The organism is Nocardioides kongjuensis (genome assembly GCF_013409625.1).
Lineage (GTDB): Bacteria > Actinomycetota > Actinomycetes > Propionibacteriales > Nocardioidaceae > Nocardioides > Nocardioides kongjuensis.
In genome coordinates, this window is the sequence record NZ_JACCBF010000001.1 from 1075776 (window position 1) to 1098178 (window position 22403).

Consider the following 22403-nt stretch of genomic DNA (forward strand, 5'->3'; position numbering starts at 1 on the left):
ACCTACTTCGCCGACGTGCAGTAGATCTCCGGGTCGGCGGCGACGGCGATCGCGTTCGGCACCGGCGTCACGTTCCCCGGGTTCTCGACGGTGGAGGTGATCCCGACCCGGAACGGGCTGGAGAGCGGGACCGTCACCAGCTCGGACTCGGTCAGGCCGAAGGACTTCGAGTAGACGGCCGTGCCGTCGCTGACGACGGAGATCGTCGCGCGCGCGGTGGCGTCGGAGTTGTCGCTGAGGCCGAAGCGGGCCCGCAGGGAGATGCAGCTGCGGTTGACGTTGAAGTCGATCAGCGGCGCGGTCGGGCCCCAGTTGTAGCTGGCGAACGCGGGCCCGTACGCGGTTCCGTTGACCTGGACCGTCTTCTGCGGGCCCCAGCCCATGCTGGTGCGGGCCTTCAGCTTGGTCAGGTCCTGCCAGTCGTAGACGCCGACGGTGACCTTCGCGGACTTCTTCCTGGGGCCGGTCGCGCTGACCACGCGGTACTTGCGGACCACGGCGGTGGTCGTCTTGTCCTTGACCTTGAAGCTGCCGTCGGCCCTCACCGCGACGGTGGCCTGGCTCTTCCAGGCCGTGCCCGAGCGCTTCTGCTGGAGGGTCACCTTCGTGATCCTCTTGCTCGTCACGGTGCCGGTGACGACGACCTTCTTGCCCCGCTGCACGACGGTGCTCCTCGCGGCGATGGTGATCGCCGTGGCGGCGGCCCGGTCGGTGGCCCGGTCGGCGGTCGACGCGGTCTGCGGAGTGGTCGGCGTGGTGGTCGGCGCGGTGGTGGCGACAGCAGGGGTGGCCAGGGTGAGCGCGGCGGTCAGCAGCAGTGCTGACGGCCCGGCGGTGAGGATCTTCATGGACCATCGATCCCCGGGCCTCGGCGCGTCGAAACCCCACCCGTCACACCGGTCCCTCCCGCTGCGCCGCCCTACCGGCCCCGCAGCCGCCGGCTGAGCGTCCCGGCCGTGGCGACGACCGCCCCGGCCAGCCGCTCCCGCTGCCGCTCGTCCAGCTCCTCGGTCGGGTACGTGATCGCGACGCCTGCGACCGGCATCTCGTTGTGGTCGAGGACCGCGGCCGCGACGCTGGCCATCCCCGCGGTGACCTCGCTGTCCTCGATCGCGTACCCCCGCTGACGGGTTTCCGAGAGCACCGAGCGCAGGGCGGTGGGGGAGCCGGGGCCGACGCCGGTGCGGTCGACGAACGCTGCCCTGTCGGGGTAGAGCGCCCGGACCTGGCTCTGGGGGAGGTGGGCGAGGATCGCGCGCCCACTCGCGGTCAGGTGCGAGGGCAGCCGGACGCCGACGTCGGTGACCAGTGGTGGGCGACCCGGGGCGCGCTCCTCGACGACGTAGAGCACGTCGCGGCCGTGGGGCACGGCGAGGTGCGCGCTGTGACCGGTGCGGTCGACGAGGGTCGCCAGCGGGCGCCGCGCCAGGCGCTGCAGCGGTGCCTGGCGCTGGTAGCCGGAACCCACCTCGAAGGCGGCGACGCCCAGGCCGTAGCGGCGGTCGTCGGCGAGATGGACGACGAAGCCCTCCTCGGCCATCGCCTGGAGCAGGTGGTACGTCGTGGAGCGCGGGATCCCGAGCTCTCGCGCGATGCGTTCCACGGCGACCGGCTCCGGCTGGCCGGCGAGGAAGCGCAGGACCCGCAGGGCCCGGGTCGCTGCGGGTACCTGTGCCACGTCGTACGTCCTTCCCGCCGCCGAGCGGCCGGCCAACAAGTCTCGGATCTGAGACTCATCATGCCGTGGGTGGGTGTTCGTCGCCACCCTCAGGGCCCAAGATCGAGGCATGGAGAAAGTGACTGTCGGAACGGGCGCGGTTTCGTTCGACGACGTGGTTGCGGTCGCCCGTGGCGGCGCCGCTGTTGTGCTCAGCGACGAGGCCCTCGCCGCGATCGACAAGGCGCGCGCGGTCATCGAGGACCTCGCCGCGTCCCCGACGCCCCACTACGGCGTCTCCACCGGGTTCGGCGCCCTCGCCACCCGCCACATCGCCCCCGAGCTGCGTGCCCAGCTCCAGCGCTCGCTGGTCCGCTCGCACGCCGCCGGCAGCGGCCCCGAGGTCGAGCGCGAGGTCGTGCGCGGCCTCATGCTGCTGCGCCTGTCCACGCTCGCGACCGGTCGCACCGGTGTGCGCCGCGAGACCGCCGAGCTGCTCGCCGGGCTGCTCACCCACGGCATCACCCCGGTCGTCCACGAGTACGGCTCGCTCGGCTGCTCCGGCGACCTCGCCCCGCTCGCGCACTGCGCGCTCGCCCTCATGGGCGAGGGCCCGGTCCGCGACGCGGCCGGCGAGCTCACCGACGCCGCCACCGCCCTCGCCGCCGCCGGCCTCACGCCGGTCGAGCTGCAGGAGAAGGAGGGCCTGGCGCTCATCAACGGCACCGACGGCATGCTCGGCATGCTGGTGCTCGCGATCGACGACCTGACCGACCTGCTCAAGGTCGCCGACATCTCGGCCGCCATGTCGGTGGAGGGCCAGCTCGGCACCGACCGGGTGTTCGCCCCCGAGCTGCAGGCCATCCGCCCGCACCCCGGCCAGGCGGCCTCCGCGGCCAACCTCACCGCGATCCTGCGGGACAGCGGCGTCGTCGCGTCCCACCGGGGCCCCGACTGCAACCGCGTCCAGGACGCGTACTCGCTGCGCTGCTCGCCGCAGGTCCACGGCGGTGTGCGTGACACCGTCGCCCACGCGGTCTCCGTCGCCTCGCGCGAGCTCGCCTCGGCCGTCGACAACCCGGTCGTCCTCGCCGACGAGAACCGGGTCGAGTCCAACGGCAACTTCCACGGTGCACCGGTCGCCTACGTGCTCGACTTCCTCGCGATCGTCACCGCCGACCTCGCCTCGATCGCGGAGCGTCGTACCGACCGCTTCCTCGACAAGGCCCGCAACCACGGCCTGCCGCCGTTCCTCGCCGACGACCCGGGCGTCGACTCGGGCCTGATGATCGCCCAGTACACCCAGGCCGCGATCGTCTCGGAGCTCAAGCGCCTGGCCAACCCGGCCAGCGTCGACTCCATCCCCAGCAGCGCGATGCAGGAGGACCACGTCTCGATGGGCTGGTCGTCCGCGCGCAAGCTGCGCAAGGCCGTCGACGGCCTGACCCGGGTGCTGGCCATCGAGCTGATGACCGCCGCCCGCGCGCTCGACCTGCGCGCCCCGCTGACCCCCAGCCCGGCCACCGGCGCCGTCGTGGAGCTGCTCCGCAACGCCGGCGTGGGCGGTCCCGGCATCGACCGGTTCCTCGCCCCCGAGATCGAAATCGCCCACCAGCTCGTCGCCGACCGGTCCGTCACCGGTGCCGTCGCCAACGTGATCGGAGAACTCGCATGACCGACCAGACCAGCCAGACCAACCCCCGCCTGCCCATCCACGCCGCGACCGGCACCGAGCTGACCGCGAAGTCGTGGCAGACCGAGGCCCCGCTGCGGATGCTGATGAACAACCTCGACCCCGAGAACGCGGAGCGACCCGAGGACCTCGTCGTCTACGGCGGCACCGGCAAGGCCGCCCGCAACTGGGAGGCGTACGACGCCCTCGTGCGCACCCTGCGTGACCTCGAGGACGACGAGACCATGCTCGTCCAGAGCGGCAAGCCGGTCGGCGTGTGGAAGACCAACAAGTGGGCCCCGCGCGTGCTCATCGCCAACTCCAACCTGGTCGGCGACTGGGCGAACTGGGAGGAGTTCCGCCGCCTGGAGGAGCTCGGCCTGACCATGTACGGCCAGATGACGGCCGGCTCGTGGATCTACATCGGCACCCAGGGCATCCTCCAGGGCACCTTCGAGACCTTCGCCGCCGTCGCCGACAAGCGCTTCAACGGCACCCTCGCCGGCACGATCACCCTCACCGCCGGCCTCGGCGGCATGGGTGGCGCCCAGCCGCTCGCCGTCACCATGAACGACGGTGTCGCGATCTGTGTCGACGTCGACCAGAGCCGGATCACCCGCCGCATCGAGCACCGCTACCTCGACGTCCAGGCCGACAACCTGGAGCACGCCCTCGAGCTGGCCGTCCAGGCCCGCGACGAGAGGCGCGGCCTGTCCATCGGCCTGCTCGGCAACGCCGCCGAGATCTTCCCCAAGCTGCTCGAGATGAAGGCCCCGATCGACATCGTGACCGACCAGACGTCGGCCCACGACCCGCTGTCCTACCTCCCCGTCGGCGTGGCCTTCGAGGACTGGCACGCCGCCGCCGAGCGTGACCCGGAGGGGTTCACCAAGGACGCCCAGGCGTCGATGGCCGCGCACGTGCGGGCGATGGTGGAGTTCCAGGACGCCGGCGCCGAGGTGTTCGACTACGGCAACTCGATCCGCGACGAGGCGCGCAAGGGCGGCTACGACCGCGCGTTCGAGTTCCCGGGCTTCGTCCCGGCGTACATCCGCCCGCTGTTCTGCGAGGGCAAGGGCCCCTTCCGCTGGGCCGCGCTCTCCGGCGACCCGGCCGACATCGCCGCCACCGACAAGGCGATCCTCGAGCTGTTCCCCGACAACGAGCGGCTCCACAAGTGGATCGGCATGGCCCAGGAGCGGGTCCACTACCAGGGCCTCCCGGCGCGCATCTGCTGGCTGGGATACAAGGAGCGCCACCTGGCGGGCCTGAAGTTCAACGAGATGGTCAAGAGCGGCGAGCTCAAGGCCCCGATCGTGATCGGCCGCGACCACCTCGACTGCGGCTCGGTCGCCTCGCCGTACCGCGAGACCGAGTCCATGCTCGACGGCTCCGACGCCATCGCCGACTGGCCGTTGCTCAACGCCATGACCGCGGTCGCCTCGGGTGCCACCTGGGTGTCGCTGCACCACGGCGGCGGCGTCGGCATGGGTCGCTCGATCCACTCCGGCCAGGTCTGCGTCGCCGACGGCACCGAGCTCGCTGCGGCGAAGATCGAGGCCGTGCTGACCAACGACCCCGGCATGGGCGTCATCCGCCACGTCGACGCGGGCTACGACCGCGCCATCGAGGTCGCTGCCGAGCGCGGCGTCCGGATCCCGATGCAGGAGGGCTGATCCACCGTGGACCAGGTTGCTGACTTCGAGCAGATGTGGCGTGACCTCACGCCCATCGGACGCTCGGCGTCCTCCGGCGGCTACTTCCGCCAGCCGTGGCACGCGGCCGAGCTCGAGCTCCGTGCGTGGTTCCGCGAAGCGGCCACCGCACGTGGCCTCGAGGTCGAGGAGGACCCGTTCGGCAACCTGGTCGCGTGGTGGGGGCCGGCGGCCGACTTCGCCGCCACCGGCAAGATCCTGACCGGCTCCCACCTCGACTCCGTCCTCGACGGGGGCGCCTACGACGGCCCGCTCGGTGTCGCGTCCTCCTTCGCCGCGCTCGACCTGATGCGCGAGCGCGGCGTCCGGCCGACCCGGCGCCTCGGCGTCGCGGCGTTCGTCGAGGAGGAGGGCTCGCGCTTCGGCCGGGCCTGCCTCGGCTCCCGGCTCGCGGTCGGCGCCACGACGTGGGCCGACGCAGCTGAGCTCACCGACCGCGAGGGCGTCCGCCTCGGCGACGTCATCGAGGGACCCGCCGACGGCGCAGGGTCGACCATGCTCGACGGCGTCGCCACCTACGTCGAGCTCCACGTCGAGCAGGGCCGCGGCCTGATCGACCTCGACGCGCCGGTCGGCGTCCACGACGCGATCTGGCCGCACGGCCGCTACCGCTACGACATCGCCGGTCGCGCCGACCACGCGGGCACCACCCGGATGGAGGACCGCGTCGACCCGATGCTCACCTACGCGATGACCGCGCTCGCCGCCAACAAGCAGGCGCGCGTGCAGGGCCAGCGCGCCACCTTCGGCCGCATCGACGTACGGCCCAACGGCACCAACGCGGTGCCCTCGCACGTCACCGGCTGGCTCGACGCCCGCGCCGAGTCCGACGCAGCCCTCGCCGCCCTGGTGGGCGAGATCGAGCGCCAGGCCACCGAGCGCGCCGAGCGCGACGGCACCACCGTCACGGTCACGGCCGAGTCGGTGAGCGGCGAGGTCGCCTTCGACGTCGCGCTGCGCGACGAGCTCGCGGGACGCCTGGGGGGCGTTCCGATCCTGCCGACCCAGGCGGGGCACGACGCCGGCATCCTGCAGGACGCGGGCATCCCCACCGCCATGCTGTTCGTCCGCAACCCGTCGGGCGTCTCGCACTCGCCGTACGAGAGCGCCGAGATGGCGGACTGCCTCGCCGGCGTCACCGCCCTCGCGGACTCCTTGACGGGCCTGGTGACCGCGCAGGTGACGGCATGACCGCCTTCCTGCTCGAGCACGCGTGGGTCGACGGCCGCGTGCAGGACACCGTCCGGGTCGAGGTCGAGCACGGCCGGATCACCTCGGTCGTGCCCGACGCGACCGAGACCGGCCTACCGCTGCGGGGACTGACCCTGCCCGGCTTCGCCAACACCCACAGCCACGCCTTCCACCGGGCGCTGCGCGGTCGCACCCAGACCGACCGCGGCACCTTCTGGACGTGGCGCGAGCAGATGTACGCCGTGGCCGGGCGCCTCGACCCCGACACCTACTACGAGCTCGCCAGGGCGACCTACGCCGAGATGGTGGCCGCGGGCTACACGTCCGTGGGGGAGTTCCACTACCTGCACCACCAGCCCGACGGGACGCCGTACGACGACCCGAACGCGATGGGCAACGCCCTGCTCGCCGCGGCCCGTGACGCCGGCATCCGGATCACGCTGCTCGACACGCTCTACCTCTCGAGCGGCTTCGGCGCCGCGCCGGAGGGCGTCCAGCAGCGCTTCTCCGACGGCACCGCCGAAGCCTGGCAGGAGCGGGTCTCCGCGCTCGCGCCGCTGACCGGTGCCGACGCGATGATCGGCGTCGCCGCCCACTCGGTGCGCGCGGTGCCGGCCGAGTCGCTCAAGGCCTTCGCGCCGTACGTCGAGGGTGGGGTGCCGGTCCACGTGCACCTGTCCGAGCAGGTCAAGGAGAACGCCGACTGCGTCGCCGCGCACGGCGTGACCCCGACCCGCCTGCTCGCCGACCACGGCTTCCTGGGCCCGATGACCAGCGCGGTCCACGCCACGCACCTGAGCGACGAGGACATCCGGCTGCTGGGCGAGGCGCGTGCGTTCGCGTCCTTCTGCCCGACCACCGAGCGCGACCTCGGCGACGGCATCGGACCGGCGCGCCCGCTGCAGCAGGCCGGCTCGATCCTGACCCTCGGCTCCGACAGCCACGCGATCATCGACGCGTTCGAGGAGATGCGTGCGGTCGAGATGAACGAGCGCCTGGCCAGCCAGGCACGCGGCCACTGGACCGCGGCCGAGCTGCTCCTCGCCGGCACCGCCGACGGGCACCGCAGCCTCGGCTTCGCCGACGCCGGCGAGATCGCGGTCGGCCAGCGCGCCGACCTCGTCACCATCGACCTCGCCTCACCGCGCACCGCAGGAACGGGCGGCGACGAGCACACCGCCGTCTTCGCCGCCGGCGGGGCCGACGTCACCCATGTCGTCGTCGACGGCACGGTGGTCTTCGACGGCAACCACGACCAGGTGGGCCGCTCGCTCGCCGACGCGATCGGAAAGGTCTGGAACGCATGAGCCTGCTCATCACCAACATCGGCGAGCTGGTCACCAACGACCCGGGTGCCGACGACCTGCTCGGCGTGCGCACCGACGCCGCCGTCGTCGTCGCCGACGGCGTCGTGTCGTGGGTCGGCCCCGCGGCCGAGGCACCCGCCGCCGACGAGGTCTTCGACGCCCAGGGCCGCGCGGTGATCCCCGGCTTCGTCGACAGCCACAGCCACCTCGTGTTCGCCGGCGACCGGGCCCTGGAGTTCCAGGCCCGGATGGCGGGCGAGTCGTACGCCGCCGGCGGCATCCGAACCACCGTCGCCGCGACCCGCGCCGCCAGCGACGACCAGCTCGCTGCCGGGGTCGCGCGTCACGTCGCCGAGATGCGCCGTCAGGGCACCACCACGCTGGAGATCAAGTCGGGCTACGGCCTCTCGGTCGACGACGAGGCCCGCTCGCTCGAGGTCGCGCGCCGGTTCACCGACGAGACGACGTTCCTCGGTGCCCACGTCGTCGCACCCGAGTACGCCGACGACCCCGCGGCGTACGTCGACCTGGTCACCGGCCCGATGCTCGAGGCCGCCGCCCCGCACGCGTCGTGGATCGACGTCTTCTGCGAGCGCGGCGCGTTCGACGAGGACCAGGCCCGCACCATCCTGGCCGCCGGTGCGGCCGCGGGCCTGCGCGGCCGGCTCCACGCCAACCAGCTCGGCGAAGGCCCCGGCGTCCGGCTCGCCGCCGAGCTCGGCCTGACCGCGGTCGACCACTGCACCTACCTCACCGACGACGACGTCCACGCGCTGCGCGACGCAGGCACGGTCGCGACCCTGCTGCCGGGCGTCGAGTTCAGCACGCGGCACCCCTACCCGTCGGGTCGCCGGCTGATCGACGCCGGCGTCACCGTCGCGATCGCCAGCGACTGCAACCCGGGCTCGTGCTACACCAGCTCGCTGCCGTTCTGCATCGCGCTGGCCGTGCGGGAGATGGGCATGACGCCGGGCGAGGCCGTGTGGGCCGCGACCGCCGGTGGCGCCGCCGCCCTCGGCCGCACCGACGTCGGGGTGCTGGTGCCCGGCGCCCGCGCCGACCTGGTCCTGCTCGACGCGCCGACCCACGTGCACCTGGCCTACCGGCCCGGCGTGCCGCTCGTCGCGCGCACCTGGAGCGCCTGACCCGGCCGCTCATCTAGGGTGGGCGCCATGAGCCGCCGACGCGCGACCTGGCTGGCGATCGCGGGTGTCCTGGTCGTCGTGCTGGTCGCCGCGCTCGCGGTCTTCGAGCCCTGGCTGCTCGTCGTCGACCGCACCGCGGACGACGGCGACGAGCCCGCCGCGGTCGTCGGCACGGCGACCGGCGGGATCGCCGACACCGCCGTGCCGTCGGCGCCCGGGGAGGAGCTGACCCGGGTCGTGCTCGCCTCGGCGGAGTTCATCGACGGCGAACACGGCACCACCGGCCGGGCCACCGTCTACCGCCGCAGTGACGGCAGCCGCTACCTGCGCATCGAGGACCTCGCCACCTCCAACGGCCCGGACCTCCACGTCTGGCTCACCGACAAGCCGAGCGGCGGCTCGTGCGACGGGTGCCGCGACTCGTGGGGCATCTACGACGACGACGCGTACGTCCGGCTCGGCGAGCTCAAGGGCAACCGCGGCAGCCAGAACTACGAGATCCCCGCCTCCGCGGACCTGGCCGCGATGCGCTCGGTCGTGATCTGGTGCGACCGCTTCAACGTGGCCTTCGGCACCGCCCCTCTGGCCTGAGTTCTCTAGCCTGACCCCGTGCAGCACCTGCGGATCACCTCGCCCCGTGACCTGACCCCGGCCGTCGTCGACGCACTGAGGGCCGACCCCGCGGTCACCAGCCTCACCTGCGTGCACGGCGCGTCCCTGGTGCCCGAGGGCGACGTGGTCGAGGCCGACGTCCCCCGGGAGGCGGTCAACGACGTCGTCGACGCGCTCCGCGGGATCGGCGTGCCACGGGAGGGCTCGATCCACGTCGTGCCCGTGGCCACCTGGCTCTCGCAGCCCGCGCTGGATGCGGAACGTCGTACGCCGGGCTCCTCGGCCGACTCCGTCGTCTGGGCCGACGTCACCCAGCGCGCGTTCGACGAGTCCGAGCTGAACTGGACGTTCCTGACCTTCATGAGCCTGGCGACGCTGATCGCGAGCATCGCGATCGTCCTCGACTCGCAGATCCTGGTGATCGGCGCGATGGTGCTCGGGCCGGAGTTCGTGCCGGTGGCGGCCCTCGGGCTCGCCCTCGTCCGGCGCCGCCCCACGCTGTTCCGGTACGCCGCCCGCTCGCTCCTCGTCGGGTTCACGGTCGCGATCCTGGTCACGATGCTGGCAGCGTTCGCCGCGCGTGGCCTCGGCTGGATCACCGTCGACCAGGTGACCGCGCCCCGGCCCGGCACCGCCTTCGTCTACACCCCCGACAAGTGGTCCTTCATCGTCGCCGTCATCGCGGCGGCGGCGGGTGCGCTCTCCCTGACCTCCGCCAAGGTCGGCGGCCTGTCGGGCGTGTTCATCTCGGTGACCACCATCCCGGCCGCCGGAAATGTCGCGTTGGGACTGGCGTTCGGGCTCCCGGACGAGATCCGCGGCAGCCTGCTCCAGCTGCTCCTCAACATCGCGGGCATGGCCGCCGCGGGCTGGTTGACGCTCGCCTTCCAGCAGGCCGTGTGGAGCAGGATGTCCGCGCGACGCGCCCACCTCGTCGCCCGGATCCGCAGGCACGGCTGACGACTCCCGCTAGCGTGCCTGCATGGAGCGGGACGAGGAGCAGGACGAGCACCGCGCGCAGCTGGACCGGCTGCGGTTCGTGCAGGCCGTCGCGGAGCACGCGACCCAGGTGGTCGCACTGATCACCCGCGCCCGCAGCGTGGACGAGGCGGTCGTGACGGTCGCGCGCCTCCTCGACGTCGACGAGGTGACCGTCATGTCGGGGCTCGCGCAGTTCAACCTGCTCGCCCTGACCCGGCCCGCCACCGAGCGACGCGCGGCGCTGCTGGCCGAGCCGTCCTGAACTGGCAGGCCTTCGACGGGCGGTGGCGGGATATCCCTCGCCCGGTGGGCGCCGCGGCCGGGAGGATGGGGCCATGACGACTGAGCAGGCCGCCGAGATCACCCCGGACACCAAGGACTGGACCTGGGTGCTCGACCGCCCGTGCCCCGACTGCGGGTTCGACCCCGCCGCGGTCGACCGGGTCGCCTTCGGTGACGCGATCCGCGACAACACCGACTTCTGGGTGGCCGTGCTCGCCGACCCCCGCGCCGGGGAGCGGCCCGAGCCGACGGTCTGGTCGCCGACCGAGTACGCCTGCCACGTCCGCGACGTGCACCGCGTCTTCCTCGGCCGGGTCGAGCAGATGCTCGCCGAGGACGACCCGCGCTTCGCCAACTGGGACCAGGACGAGACCGCCGTCGCGGAGCGGTACGACGAGCAGCGGGCCGCGGACGTCGTCCCCGACCTGGTGGCGGCCGCCGACGCCGTCGCCGACGCCTACGACCGGGTCGCCGAGGACGCCTGGGGGCGTCCGGGACGGCGCAGCAACGGCAGCCTCTTCACCGTCGAGACCCTCGGCAGCTACCACCTGCACGACCTGGTGCACCACCGCTGGGACGTCCGGTGGATCATGGGCGAGTGAGGCACACCGAGTTCTGGGCACGCATGGAGCGCAACCTCGGTGAGGCCTACGCCCACGTGTGGGCCGACAGCTTCGTGATCGGGACGCTCGACCACCGCACCCCGAGCGAGGCGCTGGCCGCCGGCGTCTCGCCCAAGGAGGTCTGGCGCGCGGTCTGGGAGGTCCGCGAGCTGCCGGACAGCGAGCGATGACCGACGTCGCCGAGCCCGACCTGGTCCTGGGCGGCGTGCAGCGGCGCACCGTTCGCGTCCTCGTGCTCACCCAGGCCGTCGGGGCCGTCGGCATCACCATCGGCATCGCCACCGCCTCCCTGCTCGCGCGCGACCTGTCGGGAGCGGAGTCGATGGCCGGACTGGCCCAGACGGCCCAGGTCCTCGGCGCCGCGGTCATCTCCTTCCTGCTGGCGCCGCTGATGGCACGGCGGGGCCGCCGTACCGGGCTGATGACGGGGTACGTCGTCGGCTCGGCCGGTGCGCTGACCGCGGTGCTCGCCGGGGTGGCCGGCTCGATGGTGCTGCTGCTCGTCGGGGCGATGATGCTCGGCGCGACCACCTCGGCCAACAACGCCGCGCGGTACGCCGCCACCGACCTCGCCACCGACGACAACCGCGCCCGCTCGCTGTCGCTGGTCGTGTGGGCCACCACGATCGGCGCCGTCGCCGGACCGAACCTCACCGGACCGGCCGGGTCCTTCGCCGACGCGGTCGGCATCCCCGAGCTGACCGGCCCGTTCGCGATCGGCGCGATCGGCATGCTCACCGCGGCCGTCCTCGTCGGCCTGCTCCTGCGGCCCGACCCGCTGCTCACCGCCCAGCAGGCCGCGTCGCGGACCGCACCGGGCGTCGTACGGACGGGCTCGTCGTGGAGCCGTGCCGCCGCGACCGTGCGCGAGCGCCCGGTCCTCGGCTACGCGATCGCCGGGCTGGCGCTCACCCACGCCACGATGATCGGCGTGATGACGATGACGCCGCTGCACATGGAGCACGGCGGCTCGGGGCTCGAGGTCATCGGCATCGTCATCAGCGTCCACGTGCTCGGCATGTTCGCCTTCTCGCCGTTCGTCGGCATGCTCGCCGACCGGGTCGGTCGCCCGCCCGTGCTGGCCGCCGGGGGAGTCGTCCTGCTTGCCGCGCTCGTGCTCTGCGCGTCCTCGCCGGCCGGCATGTCCTGGGAGGTGACGGCCGGGCTGTTCCTGCTCGGCGTCGGGTGGTCGCTCGCGATGGTGTCGGCGTCCACGCTCGTCGCCGAGCACGCGCCGCTCGACGTGCGCACCGACGTGCAGGGCGTCTCCGACCTCGTCATGGGCCTGACCGCCGCCGCAGCCGGCGCGGTCGCCGGCGTGGTCGTCGGTGGCGCCGGCTATCCCGCCCTGGCGCTGGGGAGCCTGCTGCTGGTCGTCGGCGTCCTCGGCTGCGCGGCCCGGGCGATCGCGGAGTCGCGCGGCGCCGCGACACGCCGGCTCGCCTGACGCGACTTCGAACACGTGTTCGGCTAGGTTGGTACCACGGCAGCGGCCGGACCGATCGAGTCCTTCGGCTGTCCACAGGTACGACGTCCGGGCGGGTTGTCCACACCCACGGCACGACTGATCAGGTTGTGTCGGGACCTCGCCCTAGCGTCGCCGACGTACCTGGCTCACCACGACACGAAGGACTGAGGACCATGGCTGGAGACGACCGGCAGAAGGCGCTCGAGACCGCCCTGCTCAACATCGAGAAGCAGTACGGCAAGGGATCGGTGATGCGGCTCGGCGACGACTCGCGGGCCCCCCTCGACGTGATCCCGACCGGCTCGATCGCGCTCGACGTCGCGCTCGGCATCGGTGGCCTCCCGCGTGGCCGCGTGGTGGAGATCTACGGCCCGGAGTCCAGCGGTAAGACCACCGTCTCGCTGCACGCCGTCGCCAGCGCCCAGGCCGCCGGCGGCATCGTGGCCTTCATCGACGCCGAGCACGCGCTCGACCCCGAGTACGCCAAGGCCCTCGGCGTCGACACCGACGCCCTCCTCGTGTCGCAGCCCGACTCCGGTGAGCAGGCCCTCGAGATCGCCGACATGCTGATCCGCTCCGGCGCCCTCGACCTGATCGTCATCGACTCGGTCGCCGCGCTCGTGCCCCGCGCCGAGATCGAGGGCGAGATGGGCGACAGCCACGTCGGCCTGCAGGCCCGCCTGATGAGCCAGGCGCTGCGCAAGATGACCGGTGCCCTCAACCAGTCCAAGACGACCGCCATCTTCATCAACCAGCTGCGCGAGAAGATCGGCGTCATGTTCGGCTCGCCCGAGACCACCACCGGTGGTCGCGCGCTGAAGTTCTACTCCTCCGTGCGCCTCGACGTCCGCCGCATCGAGACCCTCAAGGACGGCACCGACATGGTCGGCAACCGCACCCGGGTCAAGGTCGTCAAGAACAAGGTCGCCCCGCCGTTCAAGCAGGCCGAGTTCGACATCATGTACGGCAAGGGCATCTCCCGCGAGGGCAGCCTGATCGACGTCGGCGTCGAGGCCGGCCTGATCCGCAAGGCCGGCGCCTGGTACACCTACGAGGGCGACCAGCTCGGCCAGGGCAAGGAGAACGCCCGCACCTTCCTCAAGGACAACCCCGACCTGGCCAACGAGCTGGAGAAGAAGATCCTCGAGAAGCTCGGCGTCACCCCCACCGTCGACGGCGACTTCAACGACCTCTCCGACGAGCCGATCGGCGTGGATTCGTTCTGATCGCATGCGCGACGAGGAACCCCCCGAGGACGACGGCTGGACCGAGGACGCCGACCCCGAGTCGGTGGCCCGCAAGATCCTCCTCGACCAGCTGAGCATCAAGGCCCGCAGCCGCAAGGAGCTCGAGGACCGACTCGCCCGCCGCAACGTCCCGGTCGACGTGACCGCCCGCCTCCTCGACCGCTTCGAGGAGGTCGGGCTGGTCGACGACGAGGCCTTCGCCCGCGCCTGGGTCGAGGGCCGGCAGCGCAGCCGCGGCCTCGCCACGAAGGCCCTGGCCGCCGAGCTGCGTCGCAAGGGCGTCGACGACGACACCACGAAGACGGTGCTGGCCGAGGTCGACCCGGCGCACGAGGAGGAGACCGCCGCGGTCCTGGTCCGCAAGAAGCTGCGCAGCATGCGCGGCCTCGAGCCCCAGGTCGCCACGCGCCGCCTGGTCGGGATGCTGGCCCGCAAGGGCTACTCACCGGGTGTCGCGTACGCCGTGGTCCGCCGCGAGATCGGGGCCGCAGCGGAGTCGCTGGACGCCGGTGCAGAATGGGCGGGTGACGACTGACGCGGCGCCGGCGCCCGAGCGCGAGATCTTGACCTACGACCTCTTCGGCACCGCCGTGCGCGACCTCGCGCAGCAGGTCGTCGACGACGGCTTCGAGCCGGACATCGTGCTGGCGATCGCCCGCGGCGGGCTGGGCCTCGCGATGGGCCTGGGCTACGCGCTCGACGTGAAGAACCTGTCGGCGGTCAACGTCGAGTTCTACACCGGCGTCAACGAGCGGCTCGACGTACCGATGATGCTGCCGCCGACGCCGGCCGCGATCGACCTGACGGGCATGAAGGTGCTCATCGCCGACGACGTCGCCGACACCGGCAAGACCCTCGAGGTGGTCCGCGACTTCTTCGTCGACCACGTGGCCGAGGCCCGCACCGCGGTGATCTACGAGAAGCCGTGGACGGTGATCCGACCGGAGTACGTCTGGCGCCGTACCGACGCCTGGATCGACTTCCCCTGGTCCTCGACCCCACCCCTGGTCGACCGGCGCGGCGGCCAGGCCCACTGACATGGCCTTCCCCCTCTCGGACCTGACGTCCACGCTGCGCGTCGCACCCGGCCCGATCGACCTGGGCAAGATCGAGACCGATGCCGCCCCCGGCTTCGACGGCGACAAGAAGGACGGCGAGGCCGCGCTCGCCGAGCTCGGCCCCCAGCTCGCGGAGCTGCAGGAGCGGTTGTTCGCCGACGGGAAGTCCGGCGGTCGCCGCTCGGTCCTGCTCGTGCTGCAGGGCATGGACACCTCCGGCAAGGGCGGCACGCTGCGCTCGACCGTCGGCCTGGTCGACCCGCAAGGCGTGCGGATCACCTCGTTCAAGGCGCCCAGCGAGGACGAGCGTGCCCATGACTTCCTGTGGCGGATCACCAAGGCGCTGCCACCGGTCGGCCTGATCGGCGTCTTCGACCGCTCGCACTACGAGGACGTGCTCATCGCGCGCGTGCGCGAACTGGCGCCGCCGGAGGAGATCGAGCGGCGCTACGACGCCATCAACGCCTGGGAGGCCGAGCTCGCGGCCGAGGGCACGACGATCATCAAGTGCATGCTGCACATCTCCGCGGCCGAGCAGCAGGCACGGCTGCTGGCGCGGCTCGACGACCCGACCAAGCACTGGAAGTACAACCCGGGCGACGTCGACGAGCGCGAGCTGTGGCCGGCCTACCAGGAGGCGTACGAGATCGCGATCGCGCGCACCAACACCGAGGTCGCACCCTGGCACGTGATCCCGGCCGACAAGAAGTGGTACCGCAACCTGGCGATCGGCACGCTGCTCCACGACGCACTGCGGGCCTTCGGCCTGGACTGGCCGGAGGCCGACTTCGACGTCGAGCACGAGAAGCAACGCCTGCTCGACGAGAAGCCGCTGTGAGCGGCCGGATGGAGCAGGTCAAGGTCACCCGGTACGTCACGCCGCTGCGCGAGGGCGGCAGCCTGCCCGGCATCGTCGAGGCCGACGACCTCGGGACCTACGTGTGCAAGTTCCGTGGCGCCGGCCAGGGCACCCGGGTGCTGGTCGCCGAGGTCGTGGTGGCGGGCATCGCCCGGCTGCTCGACGTACCCACGCCCGACCAGGTCGTGCTCGAGCTCGACCCGGAGATCGCGCGCTACGAGGCCGACGAGGAGGTGCAGGACCTGATCAACGCCAGCACCGGGCTCAACCTCGGCATCGACTTCCTGCCGGGCTCGTTCGGCTACGACCCGACGAGCACCCCGGACGCCGAGCTGGCCGGCCGCGTGCTCTGGCTCGACGCGTTCACCGCCAACGTCGACCGCAGCTGGCGCAACCCCAACCTGCTGGTCTGGCGCGGCACCCTGCAGGCCATCGACCACGGCGCGTCGCTCTACTTCCACCACTCCTGGTCCGGCGGCCCGGGTGACCCGGCCCGCTTCGCGGCGCAGCCGTACGACGCCTCCGAGCACATCCTGCGCGGATTCGCCGAGCAGGCGCTCGCCCAGGACGCCGACCTCGCGGCCCGGCTGACTGACGACGCGCTGACCCAGGTGCTGGCCGACGTGTGCGACGACTGGCTGGAGCCGGTGCCCGGCGCGGAGACACCCGACGCCCTGCGGGAGCGGTACGTCGCCTTCCTCGCCGCGCGGCGCGACGGCGGCCGGGCATGGCTGCCCGCGGCGGAGATGGCCTCGTGAAGCCGTACCAGTACGTCACCCTGCGCTGCGTCCCGCGGGTCGAGCGCGAGGAGTTCGTCAACGTGGGCGTGGTGCTCTACTGCCCGGCCGAGGACTACCTCGGCGTCCGCTCGTCGGTCGACGCCGACCGGATCCGGGCCCTCGACGTCGACGTCGACGTCGCCTCGGTGCAGGCCGCGCTCGACGCGGTCGACCGGGTCTGCCGCGGCGAGGCGCACGCGGGCTTCGGCGTGGGCGTGCGCGCGACGGCGTACGGCTCCCGCGCCGAGAAGGACGACGCCAGCACCCGCTTCGGGTTCCTCAAGGCGCCGAAGAGCACCGTGCTGCAACCCGGCCCGGTCCACGGCGGCGTCACGTCCGACCCGGCCCGCACCCTCGAGCACCTGCTGGAGCAGCTCGTCCTGTAGCGAGGCCGACATAACGCGAACCTGGACGACAGAACTCGCGCTTGGACGAGGATGCTTCCTCGTCCAAGCGCGAGTTTCACCGGCCGGCCGGTGAAACTGACCTGTCAGACAGGAACGAGCTCGACCGCCCCGACGGCGTAGCGGGCGAGGATGGTGCGGGCGATCTCCGGGTGGGCACCGAGCGGCTCGGAGACAGCGACGGCGCCGGCCTCGAGGGCGAGCTCGGTGGCCCGGTCGACCAGGTTGCCGGGGGCCAGGAACAGCGAGGCGACGGCGATGTGGCGACGGCCCTCGGCGCGGAAGGCCCGCACCGCCTCGCCGGTCGCCGGCGGAGCGCTGGTGGCGTACGCCGCCGTGACGGGCAGCTTGTGGTGCGCACCCCACAGCCGGGCGAGCCGGGCGACGGCCTGGTTGGCCAGCGGGTCCGACGTGCCGGCGGCGGCGAGCACGAGCGCGTCGAGCTCGCGCACCCGGGCGTCCTTGAGGGCGTCGCGCAGACGCTCGTCGAGCACCTCGAGGAAGCGCGCCTCGAGGCCGAGCACGGCCGTGGCGCGGATCTGCAGGCCGGGGTGGCGCGTCGTCGCCTCGGCGATCACCTCGGGCACGTCGACCCGGGCGTGGAAGGCCTCCACCAGCAGCAGCGGTACGACGACGATCTCGTCGTACCCCGCCTTCACCAGCCGGTCCACCACGGTGTGGAAGCTCGGCTTGGCGAGGTCGAGGAACGCCTTCTCGATGCGCAGGTCGGGACGCAACGCCTTCGTCGCGTCGACGAGCGCAGAAACGGTGGCGGCCGAGCGCGGGTCGCGGCTGCCGTGGGCAAGGGCGATGAGTGCCGGAGCGGTCATCGGGTCCCCCTTTCCTCCGGGATGCGGGCGGTCATGAGTGGATCCCGCATTCGGTCTTGTTGGTGCCGGCCCAGCGACCGCTGCGCGGGTCCTCGCCGGGGGCGACCCGGCGGGTGCACGGCGCGCAGCCGATCGACGGGTAGCCGTCGTAGACGAGCGGGTTGACGAGCACGCCGTTCTCGGCGATGTAGCGCTCGACCTGCTCGTCGCTCCACCGGGCGATGGGGGAGACCTTGACCTTCTGCTTCTTGGCGTCCCAGCCGATCACCGGTGCGATCACCCGGTTGTGCGTCTCCGCGCGGCGCAGGCCGGTGGCCCACGCGTCGTACTGCGCGAGGGAGTCGGCCAGCGGCTTGACCTTGCGCAGGGCGCAGCACAGGTCGGGGTCGCGCTTGTAGAGCTCGGGTCCGTACTCGGCGTCCTGCTCGGCGACGGTCTGGACCGGAGTGATCGAGATCAGGTTGACGTTCATCGTGGCCGCGACGGCGTCGCGGGTGCCGATGGTCTCGACGAAGTGGTAGCCGGTGTCGAGGAAGACGACGTCGACGCCGGGCACGACCTTTTCGGCCAGGTGCGCCAGCACGGCGTCACCCATCGAGGAGGTGATGCAGAAGCGCTCGCCGAAGGTCGCCGCGGCCCACTCGATGATGACCTCGGCGGGGGCGAGCTCGAGCTCTGCGCCCCAGTGGGACACGAGCTCGCGGAGCTCCTCAGGGGACCGGCCGGCGGTGTGCGACCCGCGGAACTCGCGGGCGGCACGCGTGGTGGCGGTGGTCATGAGGCACCTCCTTCTTCGTTGGCTGTGGAGTGAGTTCGGGTGTCGGACGCCCGGTTGATGAGGCCGAGCAGCTCGACCTTGAAGGCTCGGCGGCACCCCCGGCATTCCCAGCCGGTGGGCTCGTGCGGCCACAGGTCGGTCTCGCCGCAGTACGGGCAGTGGTACGGCACCGCCCGCGACGACACCGACTCCTCGGACATCAGACGGACTCCAGCGCCTTCTCGCCGCGCAGCAGGTCCTCGTCGGCACGGTGGACCCAGGCGTCGAACGCCTCGCCCTCGGTGCGGTCGGCGAGGTAGTTGCCGACGACCGTCGAGATGTAGTCGTCGAGGCCCTTGCTGGTGACCTTGTGGGCGCGCAGCTTCCGGCCGAAGTTGGCCCGCAGCCCGATCGCGCCGCCGAGGTGCACCTGGAAGCCCTCGACCTGCTCGCCGTTCTCGTCGACGACGAGCTGGCCCTTGAGGCCGAAGTCGGCGACCTGGGTCCGGGCGCAGGCGTTCGGGCAGCCGTTGACGTTGATGGTGATCGGGGTGTCGAGGTCCGGGAACCGCTTCTCGAGCTCGTCGACCAGGTCGCGGGCGCGGTTCTTGGTGTCGACGATGGCGAGCTTGCAGAACTCGATGCCGGTGCAGGCCATCGTGTTGCGGCGCCAGGCCGACGGACGCGCGGACAGGCCGATCTCGTCGAGCCGGTCGAGCAGTGCGTCGACGACGTCGCCGGCCACACCGATGAGCACGATCTTCTGGTACGGCGTGAGGCGGGCCCCGGCGACGCCGTACTCGTCGAGCAGGTCGGCGAGCTGCACCAGCAGCGTGCCGGAGACGCGGCCCGCGGTGGGCGCGACGCCGACGTAGAAGTTGCCGTCCTTCTGCTCGTGCACGCCGATGTGGTCGCGGTGACCGACGGGCGACTCGGGGGAGGCGAGGGTCTCGAGCTTCTTGCCGAGGTACTCGTTCTCCAGGACCTCGCGGAACTTCTCGACACCCCAGTCGGCGACGAGGAACTTCAGCCGGGCCCGCGAGCGCAGGCGGCGGTAGCCGTAGTCGCGGAAGATGCCGGCCACGCCGGACCAGACGTCCGGGACCTCGTCGAGCGGGATCCACACGCCGAGCTTCTGGGCGAGCATGGGGTTGGTGGACAGCCCGCCGCCGACCCACACGTCGAAGCCCGGGCCGTGCTCGGGGTGGACGGTGCCGACGAACGAGACGTCGTTGGTCTCCGGCGAGACGTCGTGGCTCGGGTGCCCGGTGAGCGCGGTCTTGAACTTGCGGGGGAAGTTCGAGAAGTCCTTGTTGCCGATGAACCGGCGCTCGATCTCCTCCAGCGCCGTGGTGCCGTCGATGATCTCGTCCTTGGCGACGCCGGCGACCGGCGAGCCGAGGAACGGTCGGGGCGAGTCGCCGCACGCCTCCAGCGAGTGCAGTCCGACCGCCTCGAGGCGCTCCCAGATCTCGGGCACGTTCTCGATCTCGATCCAGTGGTACTGGATGTTCTCGCGGTCGGTGACGTCCGCGGTGTCGCGGGCGAAGTCGACGCCGATCTGGCCCAGCGCGCGCACGGCGGCGGGGGAGAGCAGCTTGCCGTCGGAGCGGACCCGCATCATGAAGTAGCGGTCGTCCAGCTCCTCCTCTTCGAGCGCGCCGGTCCTGCCGCCGTCGATCCCGGGCTTGCGCTGGGTGTAGAGGCCCATCCAGCGGAACCGCCCGCGCAGGTCGGCGGGGTCGATGGAGTCGAAGCCCCGCTTAGAGTAGGTGTAGAGGATCCGGTCCAGCACGTTGAGCGGGTCGTCGTCCTTCTTGGACTGCTCGTTCTTGTTGAGCGGCTCGGTGTAGCCGAGGGCCCACTGGCCCTCCGCGCGCTTCGGGCGCGGGATCTCGGTGAACTTGGCTCGCTCGGGCTTGAAGCGCAGGTCAGGCATGCGGAGAGGAGGTCCTTCGCTGATGGGTACGCCCGGATGTGTGGGCGTGCGGCTCGGGTGGATGCGGCGGCGACGTCAGCGAGGCCAACACATCATGCTGCGCGTGCGCCCGAAGTCCACGTGGCGTCGAACCACGAGGTGCGCATGGGTGGCAGCAGTGACCATGTCAATGAGTCTCATCCCTCGGACGGCCGGTCCACAAATCCGAATCTCATTATCTGGATGGCGGTCCCAGAATGTGGACGGAATGCCCGCCTGCACCGCCCGTTCAGGCGGGACCTGCGATGCACGTCACACCAGGTGCCGCCTGCCAGCGCGCCAGCACACCGGCAGCACCCGGGCGCGCCGGCGCCCTGCCGTCGCACGGCCCGGGGCGACCCGGCCGTCCGCCGAGCAGGACCCGGCACGCCCTAGGCTGTGCGCCATGAGCGACAACTCCCTCAACGGCGCCCTCGTCAGCAGCGCGTACAACCAGGCCCTCGAGGTCATCGCCTCCGTCGAGCCGCGCATCGCGGACGCGACGCGCCAGGAGCTCGCCGACCAGCGAGCGTCGCTCAAGCTGATCGCGAGCGAGAACTACGCATCGCCGGCCGTGCTGCTCACCATGGGCACCTGGTTCAGCGACAAGTACGCCGAGGGCACGGTCGGCCACCGCTTCTACGCCGGCTGCCAGAACGTCGACACCGTCGAGGCGCTCGCGGCCGAGCACGCCCGCGAGCTGTTCGGTGCCGAGTACGCCTACGTCCAGCCGCACTCCGGCATCGACGCCAACCTGACGGCGTACTGGGCGATCCTGGCCCACCGGGTCGAGGGCCCGTGGCTGGAGAACGCCGGCGTGAAGAACATGAACGACCTCTCCGACGCCGACTGGGAGAAGCTGCGCCACGAGCTCGGCAACCAGCGCCTGCTCGGCATGAGCCTCGACACCGGCGGCCACCTCACCCACGGCTTCCGCCCGAACATCAGCGGCAAGATGTTCCACCAGCAGCAGTACGGCACCGACCCCGAGACCGGGCTCATCGACTACGACGCCCTGCGGGCCAAGGCCAAGGAGTTCAAGCCGCTCATCCTGGTCGCCGGCTACTCGGCGTACCCGCGCCGCGTCAACTTCGCCAAGATGCGTGAGATCGCCGACGAGGTCGGCGCCACCTTGATGGTCGACATGGCCCACTTCGCCGGCCTGGTGGCCGGCAAGGTGTTCACCGGCGACGAGGACCCGGTCCCGCACGCCCACGTCGTCACCAGCACCTCGCACAAGTCGCTGCGCGGCCCGCGCGGTGGCTTCATCCTCGCGACCGAGGAGTACGCGCCGAGCGTCGACCGCGGCTGCCCGATGGTGCTCGGCGGTCCGCTCTCGCACGTGATGGCCGCCAAGGCCGTCGCCTTCGCGGAGGCCCGCACGCCCGCCTTCCAGACCTACGCCCAGGCCGTCGCCGACAACGCCAAGTCGCTGGCCGAGGGCCTGCAGAAGCGCGGCACCAAGCTGGTCACCGACGGCACCGACAACCACATCGTGCTCCTCGACGTGTCGTCCTTCGGCCTCACCGGTCGTCAGGCCGAGTCGGCACTGCTCGACGCGGGCGTCGTCACCAACCGCAACTCGGTCCCGTCCGACCCGAACGGCGCCTGGTACACCTCCGGCATCCGGATCGGCACCCCGGCGCTGACCAGCCGCGGCTTCGGTGGCGCCGAGTTCGACGCGGTCGCCGAGCTGATCGTCGAGGTCCTCAAGAACACCACGCCGGGCACGACGTCCGCCGGTGCGCCCTCCAAGGCCTCCTACGTCCTCGCGGACGGCGTGGCCGACAAGGTCCGCTCGGCGTCGGCCGAGCTGCTCGACAAGCACCCGCTGTACCCGGGCCTCGACCTGGCGTGAC

General features: G+C 72.0%; 23 protein-coding genes. 18 read left to right on the forward strand and 5 right to left on the reverse strand.

What is annotated here, in order from left to right; genetic code table 11:
- Positions 1-2: 2 nt before the first annotated feature.
- Positions 3-848: a hypothetical protein gene (locus tag BJ958_RS05030; protein WP_179725829.1), complete on the reverse strand. Its 846-nt coding sequence runs from the start codon at positions 846-848 to the stop codon at positions 3-5.
- Between the two features lie 71 nt (positions 849-919).
- The gene (locus BJ958_RS05035) at positions 920-1678 is read right to left on the reverse strand and encodes an IclR family transcriptional regulator (RefSeq protein ID WP_343052570.1); all 759 of its coding nucleotides are present in this window, start codon (positions 1676-1678) and stop codon (positions 920-922) included.
- Positions 1679-1787: 109 nt separating this feature from the next.
- Here BJ958_RS05035 and hutH point away from each other — a divergent pair, with 109 nt between their 5' ends.
- The 17 genes from hutH to BJ958_RS05120 all read left to right on the forward strand — a co-directional run bounded on the left by hutH (position 1788) and on the right by BJ958_RS05120 (position 16982).
- Positions 1788-3332: a histidine ammonia-lyase gene (gene hutH, locus BJ958_RS05040; RefSeq protein ID WP_179725831.1), complete on the forward strand. Its 1545-nt coding sequence runs from the start codon at positions 1788-1790 to the stop codon at positions 3330-3332.
- Positions 3329-5005, forward strand: coding sequence for a urocanate hydratase (hutU, locus tag BJ958_RS05045; protein ID WP_179725832.1), 1677 nt, complete (start codon positions 3329-3331; stop codon positions 5003-5005). The genes hutH and hutU overlap by 4 nt, the downstream gene beginning before the upstream one ends.
- Positions 5006-5011: 6 nt before the next feature.
- Positions 5012-6235 carry an allantoate amidohydrolase gene (locus BJ958_RS05050; protein WP_343052571.1) on the forward strand — a complete coding sequence of 408 codons (1224 nt, stop codon included), beginning with the start codon at positions 5012-5014 and terminating at the stop codon, positions 6233-6235.
- Positions 6232-7542 (forward strand): formimidoylglutamate deiminase, encoded by a 1311-nt coding sequence (locus tag BJ958_RS05055; protein ID WP_179725833.1) that lies wholly within the window; start codon positions 6232-6234, stop codon positions 7540-7542. Before BJ958_RS05050 ends, BJ958_RS05055 begins: the two co-directional genes overlap by 4 nt.
- Entirely contained in the window at positions 7539-8687 is a 1149-nt protein-coding gene (hutI, locus tag BJ958_RS05060; protein ID WP_179725834.1) for an imidazolonepropionase, read from the forward strand. The genes BJ958_RS05055 and hutI overlap by 4 nt, the downstream gene beginning before the upstream one ends.
- 27 nt (positions 8688-8714) lie before the next feature.
- Positions 8715-9278, forward strand: a complete 564-nt coding sequence (locus BJ958_RS05065) for a DM13 domain-containing protein (protein ID WP_179725835.1) — start codon at positions 8715-8717, stop codon at positions 9276-9278.
- Positions 9279-9296: 18 nt separating this feature from the next.
- Positions 9297-10259, forward strand: coding sequence for a DUF389 domain-containing protein (locus BJ958_RS05070; RefSeq protein WP_179725836.1), 963 nt, complete (start codon positions 9297-9299; stop codon positions 10257-10259).
- Between the two features lie 22 nt (positions 10260-10281).
- The gene (locus tag BJ958_RS05075) at positions 10282-10542 is read left to right on the forward strand and encodes a hypothetical protein (RefSeq protein ID WP_179725837.1); all 261 of its coding nucleotides are present in this window, start codon (positions 10282-10284) and stop codon (positions 10540-10542) included.
- A 73-nt stretch (positions 10543-10615) separates the two neighbouring features.
- Positions 10616-11164 carry a DinB family protein gene (locus BJ958_RS05080; protein WP_179725838.1) on the forward strand — a complete coding sequence of 183 codons (549 nt, stop codon included), beginning with the start codon at positions 10616-10618 and terminating at the stop codon, positions 11162-11164.
- Positions 11161-11355 (forward strand): DUF3046 domain-containing protein, encoded by a 195-nt coding sequence (locus tag BJ958_RS05085; protein WP_179725839.1) that lies wholly within the window; start codon positions 11161-11163, stop codon positions 11353-11355. The genes BJ958_RS05080 and BJ958_RS05085 overlap by 4 nt, the downstream gene beginning before the upstream one ends.
- Entirely contained in the window at positions 11352-12632 is a 1281-nt protein-coding gene (locus tag BJ958_RS05090; protein ID WP_179725840.1) for an MFS transporter, read from the forward strand. Before BJ958_RS05085 ends, BJ958_RS05090 begins: the two co-directional genes overlap by 4 nt.
- 194 nt (positions 12633-12826) lie before the next feature.
- Complete coding sequence (gene recA / locus BJ958_RS05095) at positions 12827-13879, forward strand: recombinase RecA (RefSeq protein ID WP_179725841.1); 1053 nt, start codon at positions 12827-12829, stop codon at positions 13877-13879.
- A gap of 4 nt (positions 13880-13883) precedes the next feature.
- On the forward strand, positions 13884-14435 hold the full coding sequence (locus BJ958_RS05100) for a regulatory protein RecX (RefSeq protein WP_179725842.1): 552 nt from the start codon (positions 13884-13886) through the stop codon (positions 14433-14435).
- The gene (locus tag BJ958_RS05105; RefSeq protein ID WP_179725843.1) at positions 14425-14937 is read left to right on the forward strand and encodes a phosphoribosyltransferase family protein; all 513 of its coding nucleotides are present in this window, start codon (positions 14425-14427) and stop codon (positions 14935-14937) included. Before BJ958_RS05100 ends, BJ958_RS05105 begins: the two co-directional genes overlap by 11 nt.
- A gap of 1 nt (position 14938) precedes the next feature.
- On the forward strand, positions 14939-15796 hold the full coding sequence (locus BJ958_RS05110; protein ID WP_179725844.1) for a PPK2 family polyphosphate kinase: 858 nt from the start codon (positions 14939-14941) through the stop codon (positions 15794-15796).
- Positions 15793-16575: a HipA family kinase gene (locus BJ958_RS05115; protein ID WP_343052573.1), complete on the forward strand. Its 783-nt coding sequence runs from the start codon at positions 15793-15795 to the stop codon at positions 16573-16575. The genes BJ958_RS05110 and BJ958_RS05115 overlap by 4 nt, the downstream gene beginning before the upstream one ends.
- On the forward strand, positions 16572-16982 hold the full coding sequence (locus BJ958_RS05120) for a DUF3037 domain-containing protein (protein WP_343052574.1): 411 nt from the start codon (positions 16572-16574) through the stop codon (positions 16980-16982). Before BJ958_RS05115 ends, BJ958_RS05120 begins: the two co-directional genes overlap by 4 nt.
- Before the next feature lie 104 nt (positions 16983-17086).
- On the opposite strand, the gene BJ958_RS05125 is transcribed toward BJ958_RS05120, so the two are convergent.
- From BJ958_RS05125 to BJ958_RS05135, 3 genes are all read right to left on the reverse strand, one after another.
- Positions 17087-17830: a sirohydrochlorin chelatase gene (locus BJ958_RS05125; protein ID WP_179725846.1), complete on the reverse strand. Its 744-nt coding sequence runs from the start codon at positions 17828-17830 to the stop codon at positions 17087-17089.
- A 31-nt stretch (positions 17831-17861) separates the two neighbouring features.
- Positions 17862-18608 (reverse strand): phosphoadenylyl-sulfate reductase, encoded by a 747-nt coding sequence (locus BJ958_RS05130; RefSeq protein WP_179725847.1) that lies wholly within the window; start codon positions 18606-18608, stop codon positions 17862-17864.
- A 199-nt stretch (positions 18609-18807) separates the two neighbouring features.
- Positions 18808-20526 carry a nitrite/sulfite reductase gene (locus BJ958_RS05135; protein ID WP_179725848.1) on the reverse strand — a complete coding sequence of 573 codons (1719 nt, stop codon included), beginning with the start codon at positions 20524-20526 and terminating at the stop codon, positions 18808-18810.
- 424 nt (positions 20527-20950) lie between these two features.
- On the opposite strand from BJ958_RS05135, the gene BJ958_RS05140 reads away from it, so the two are divergent.
- Positions 20951-22402 (forward strand): glycine hydroxymethyltransferase, encoded by a 1452-nt coding sequence (locus tag BJ958_RS05140; RefSeq protein ID WP_179725849.1) that lies wholly within the window; start codon positions 20951-20953, stop codon positions 22400-22402.
- The last annotated feature ends 1 nt before the right edge of the window (position 22403 follow it).

Bases quoted from the DNA above. Each gene is read 5' to 3' on its own strand.
- hutH (WP_179725831.1), top strand. From the start codon at position 1,788: ATGGAGAAAGTGACTGTCGGAACGGGCGCGGTTTCGTTCGACGACGTG.
- BJ958_RS05065 (WP_179725835.1), top strand. From the start codon at position 8,715: ATGAGCCGCCGACGCGCGACCTGGCTGGCGATCGCGGGTGTCCTGGTC.
- BJ958_RS05075 (WP_179725837.1), top strand. From the start codon at position 10,282: ATGGAGCGGGACGAGGAGCAGGACGAGCACCGCGCGCAGCTGGACCGG.
- BJ958_RS05030 (WP_179725829.1), bottom strand. From the start codon at position 848: ATGAAGATCCTCACCGCCGGGCCGTCAGCACTGCTGCTGACCGCCGCG.
- BJ958_RS05080 (WP_179725838.1), top strand. From the start codon at position 10,616: ATGACGACTGAGCAGGCCGCCGAGATCACCCCGGACACCAAGGACTGG.
- BJ958_RS05130 (WP_179725847.1), bottom strand. From the start codon at position 18,608: ATGACCACCGCCACCACGCGTGCCGCCCGCGAGTTCCGCGGGTCGCAC.
- BJ958_RS05140 (WP_179725849.1), top strand. From the start codon at position 20,951: ATGAGCGACAACTCCCTCAACGGCGCCCTCGTCAGCAGCGCGTACAAC.
- hutI (WP_179725834.1), top strand. From the start codon at position 7,539: ATGAGCCTGCTCATCACCAACATCGGCGAGCTGGTCACCAACGACCCG.
- BJ958_RS05055 (WP_179725833.1), top strand. From the start codon at position 6,232: ATGACCGCCTTCCTGCTCGAGCACGCGTGGGTCGACGGCCGCGTGCAG.
- BJ958_RS05110 (WP_179725844.1), top strand. From the start codon at position 14,939: ATGGCCTTCCCCCTCTCGGACCTGACGTCCACGCTGCGCGTCGCACCC.
- hutU (WP_179725832.1), top strand. From the start codon at position 3,329: ATGACCGACCAGACCAGCCAGACCAACCCCCGCCTGCCCATCCACGCC.
- BJ958_RS05135 (WP_179725848.1), bottom strand. From the start codon at position 20,526: ATGCCTGACCTGCGCTTCAAGCCCGAGCGAGCCAAGTTCACCGAGATC.
- BJ958_RS05100 (WP_179725842.1), top strand. From the start codon at position 13,884: ATGCGCGACGAGGAACCCCCCGAGGACGACGGCTGGACCGAGGACGCC.
- recA (WP_179725841.1), top strand. From the start codon at position 12,827: ATGGCTGGAGACGACCGGCAGAAGGCGCTCGAGACCGCCCTGCTCAAC.
- BJ958_RS05090 (WP_179725840.1), top strand. From the start codon at position 11,352: ATGACCGACGTCGCCGAGCCCGACCTGGTCCTGGGCGGCGTGCAGCGG.
- BJ958_RS05125 (WP_179725846.1), bottom strand. From the start codon at position 17,830: ATGACCGCTCCGGCACTCATCGCCCTTGCCCACGGCAGCCGCGACCCG.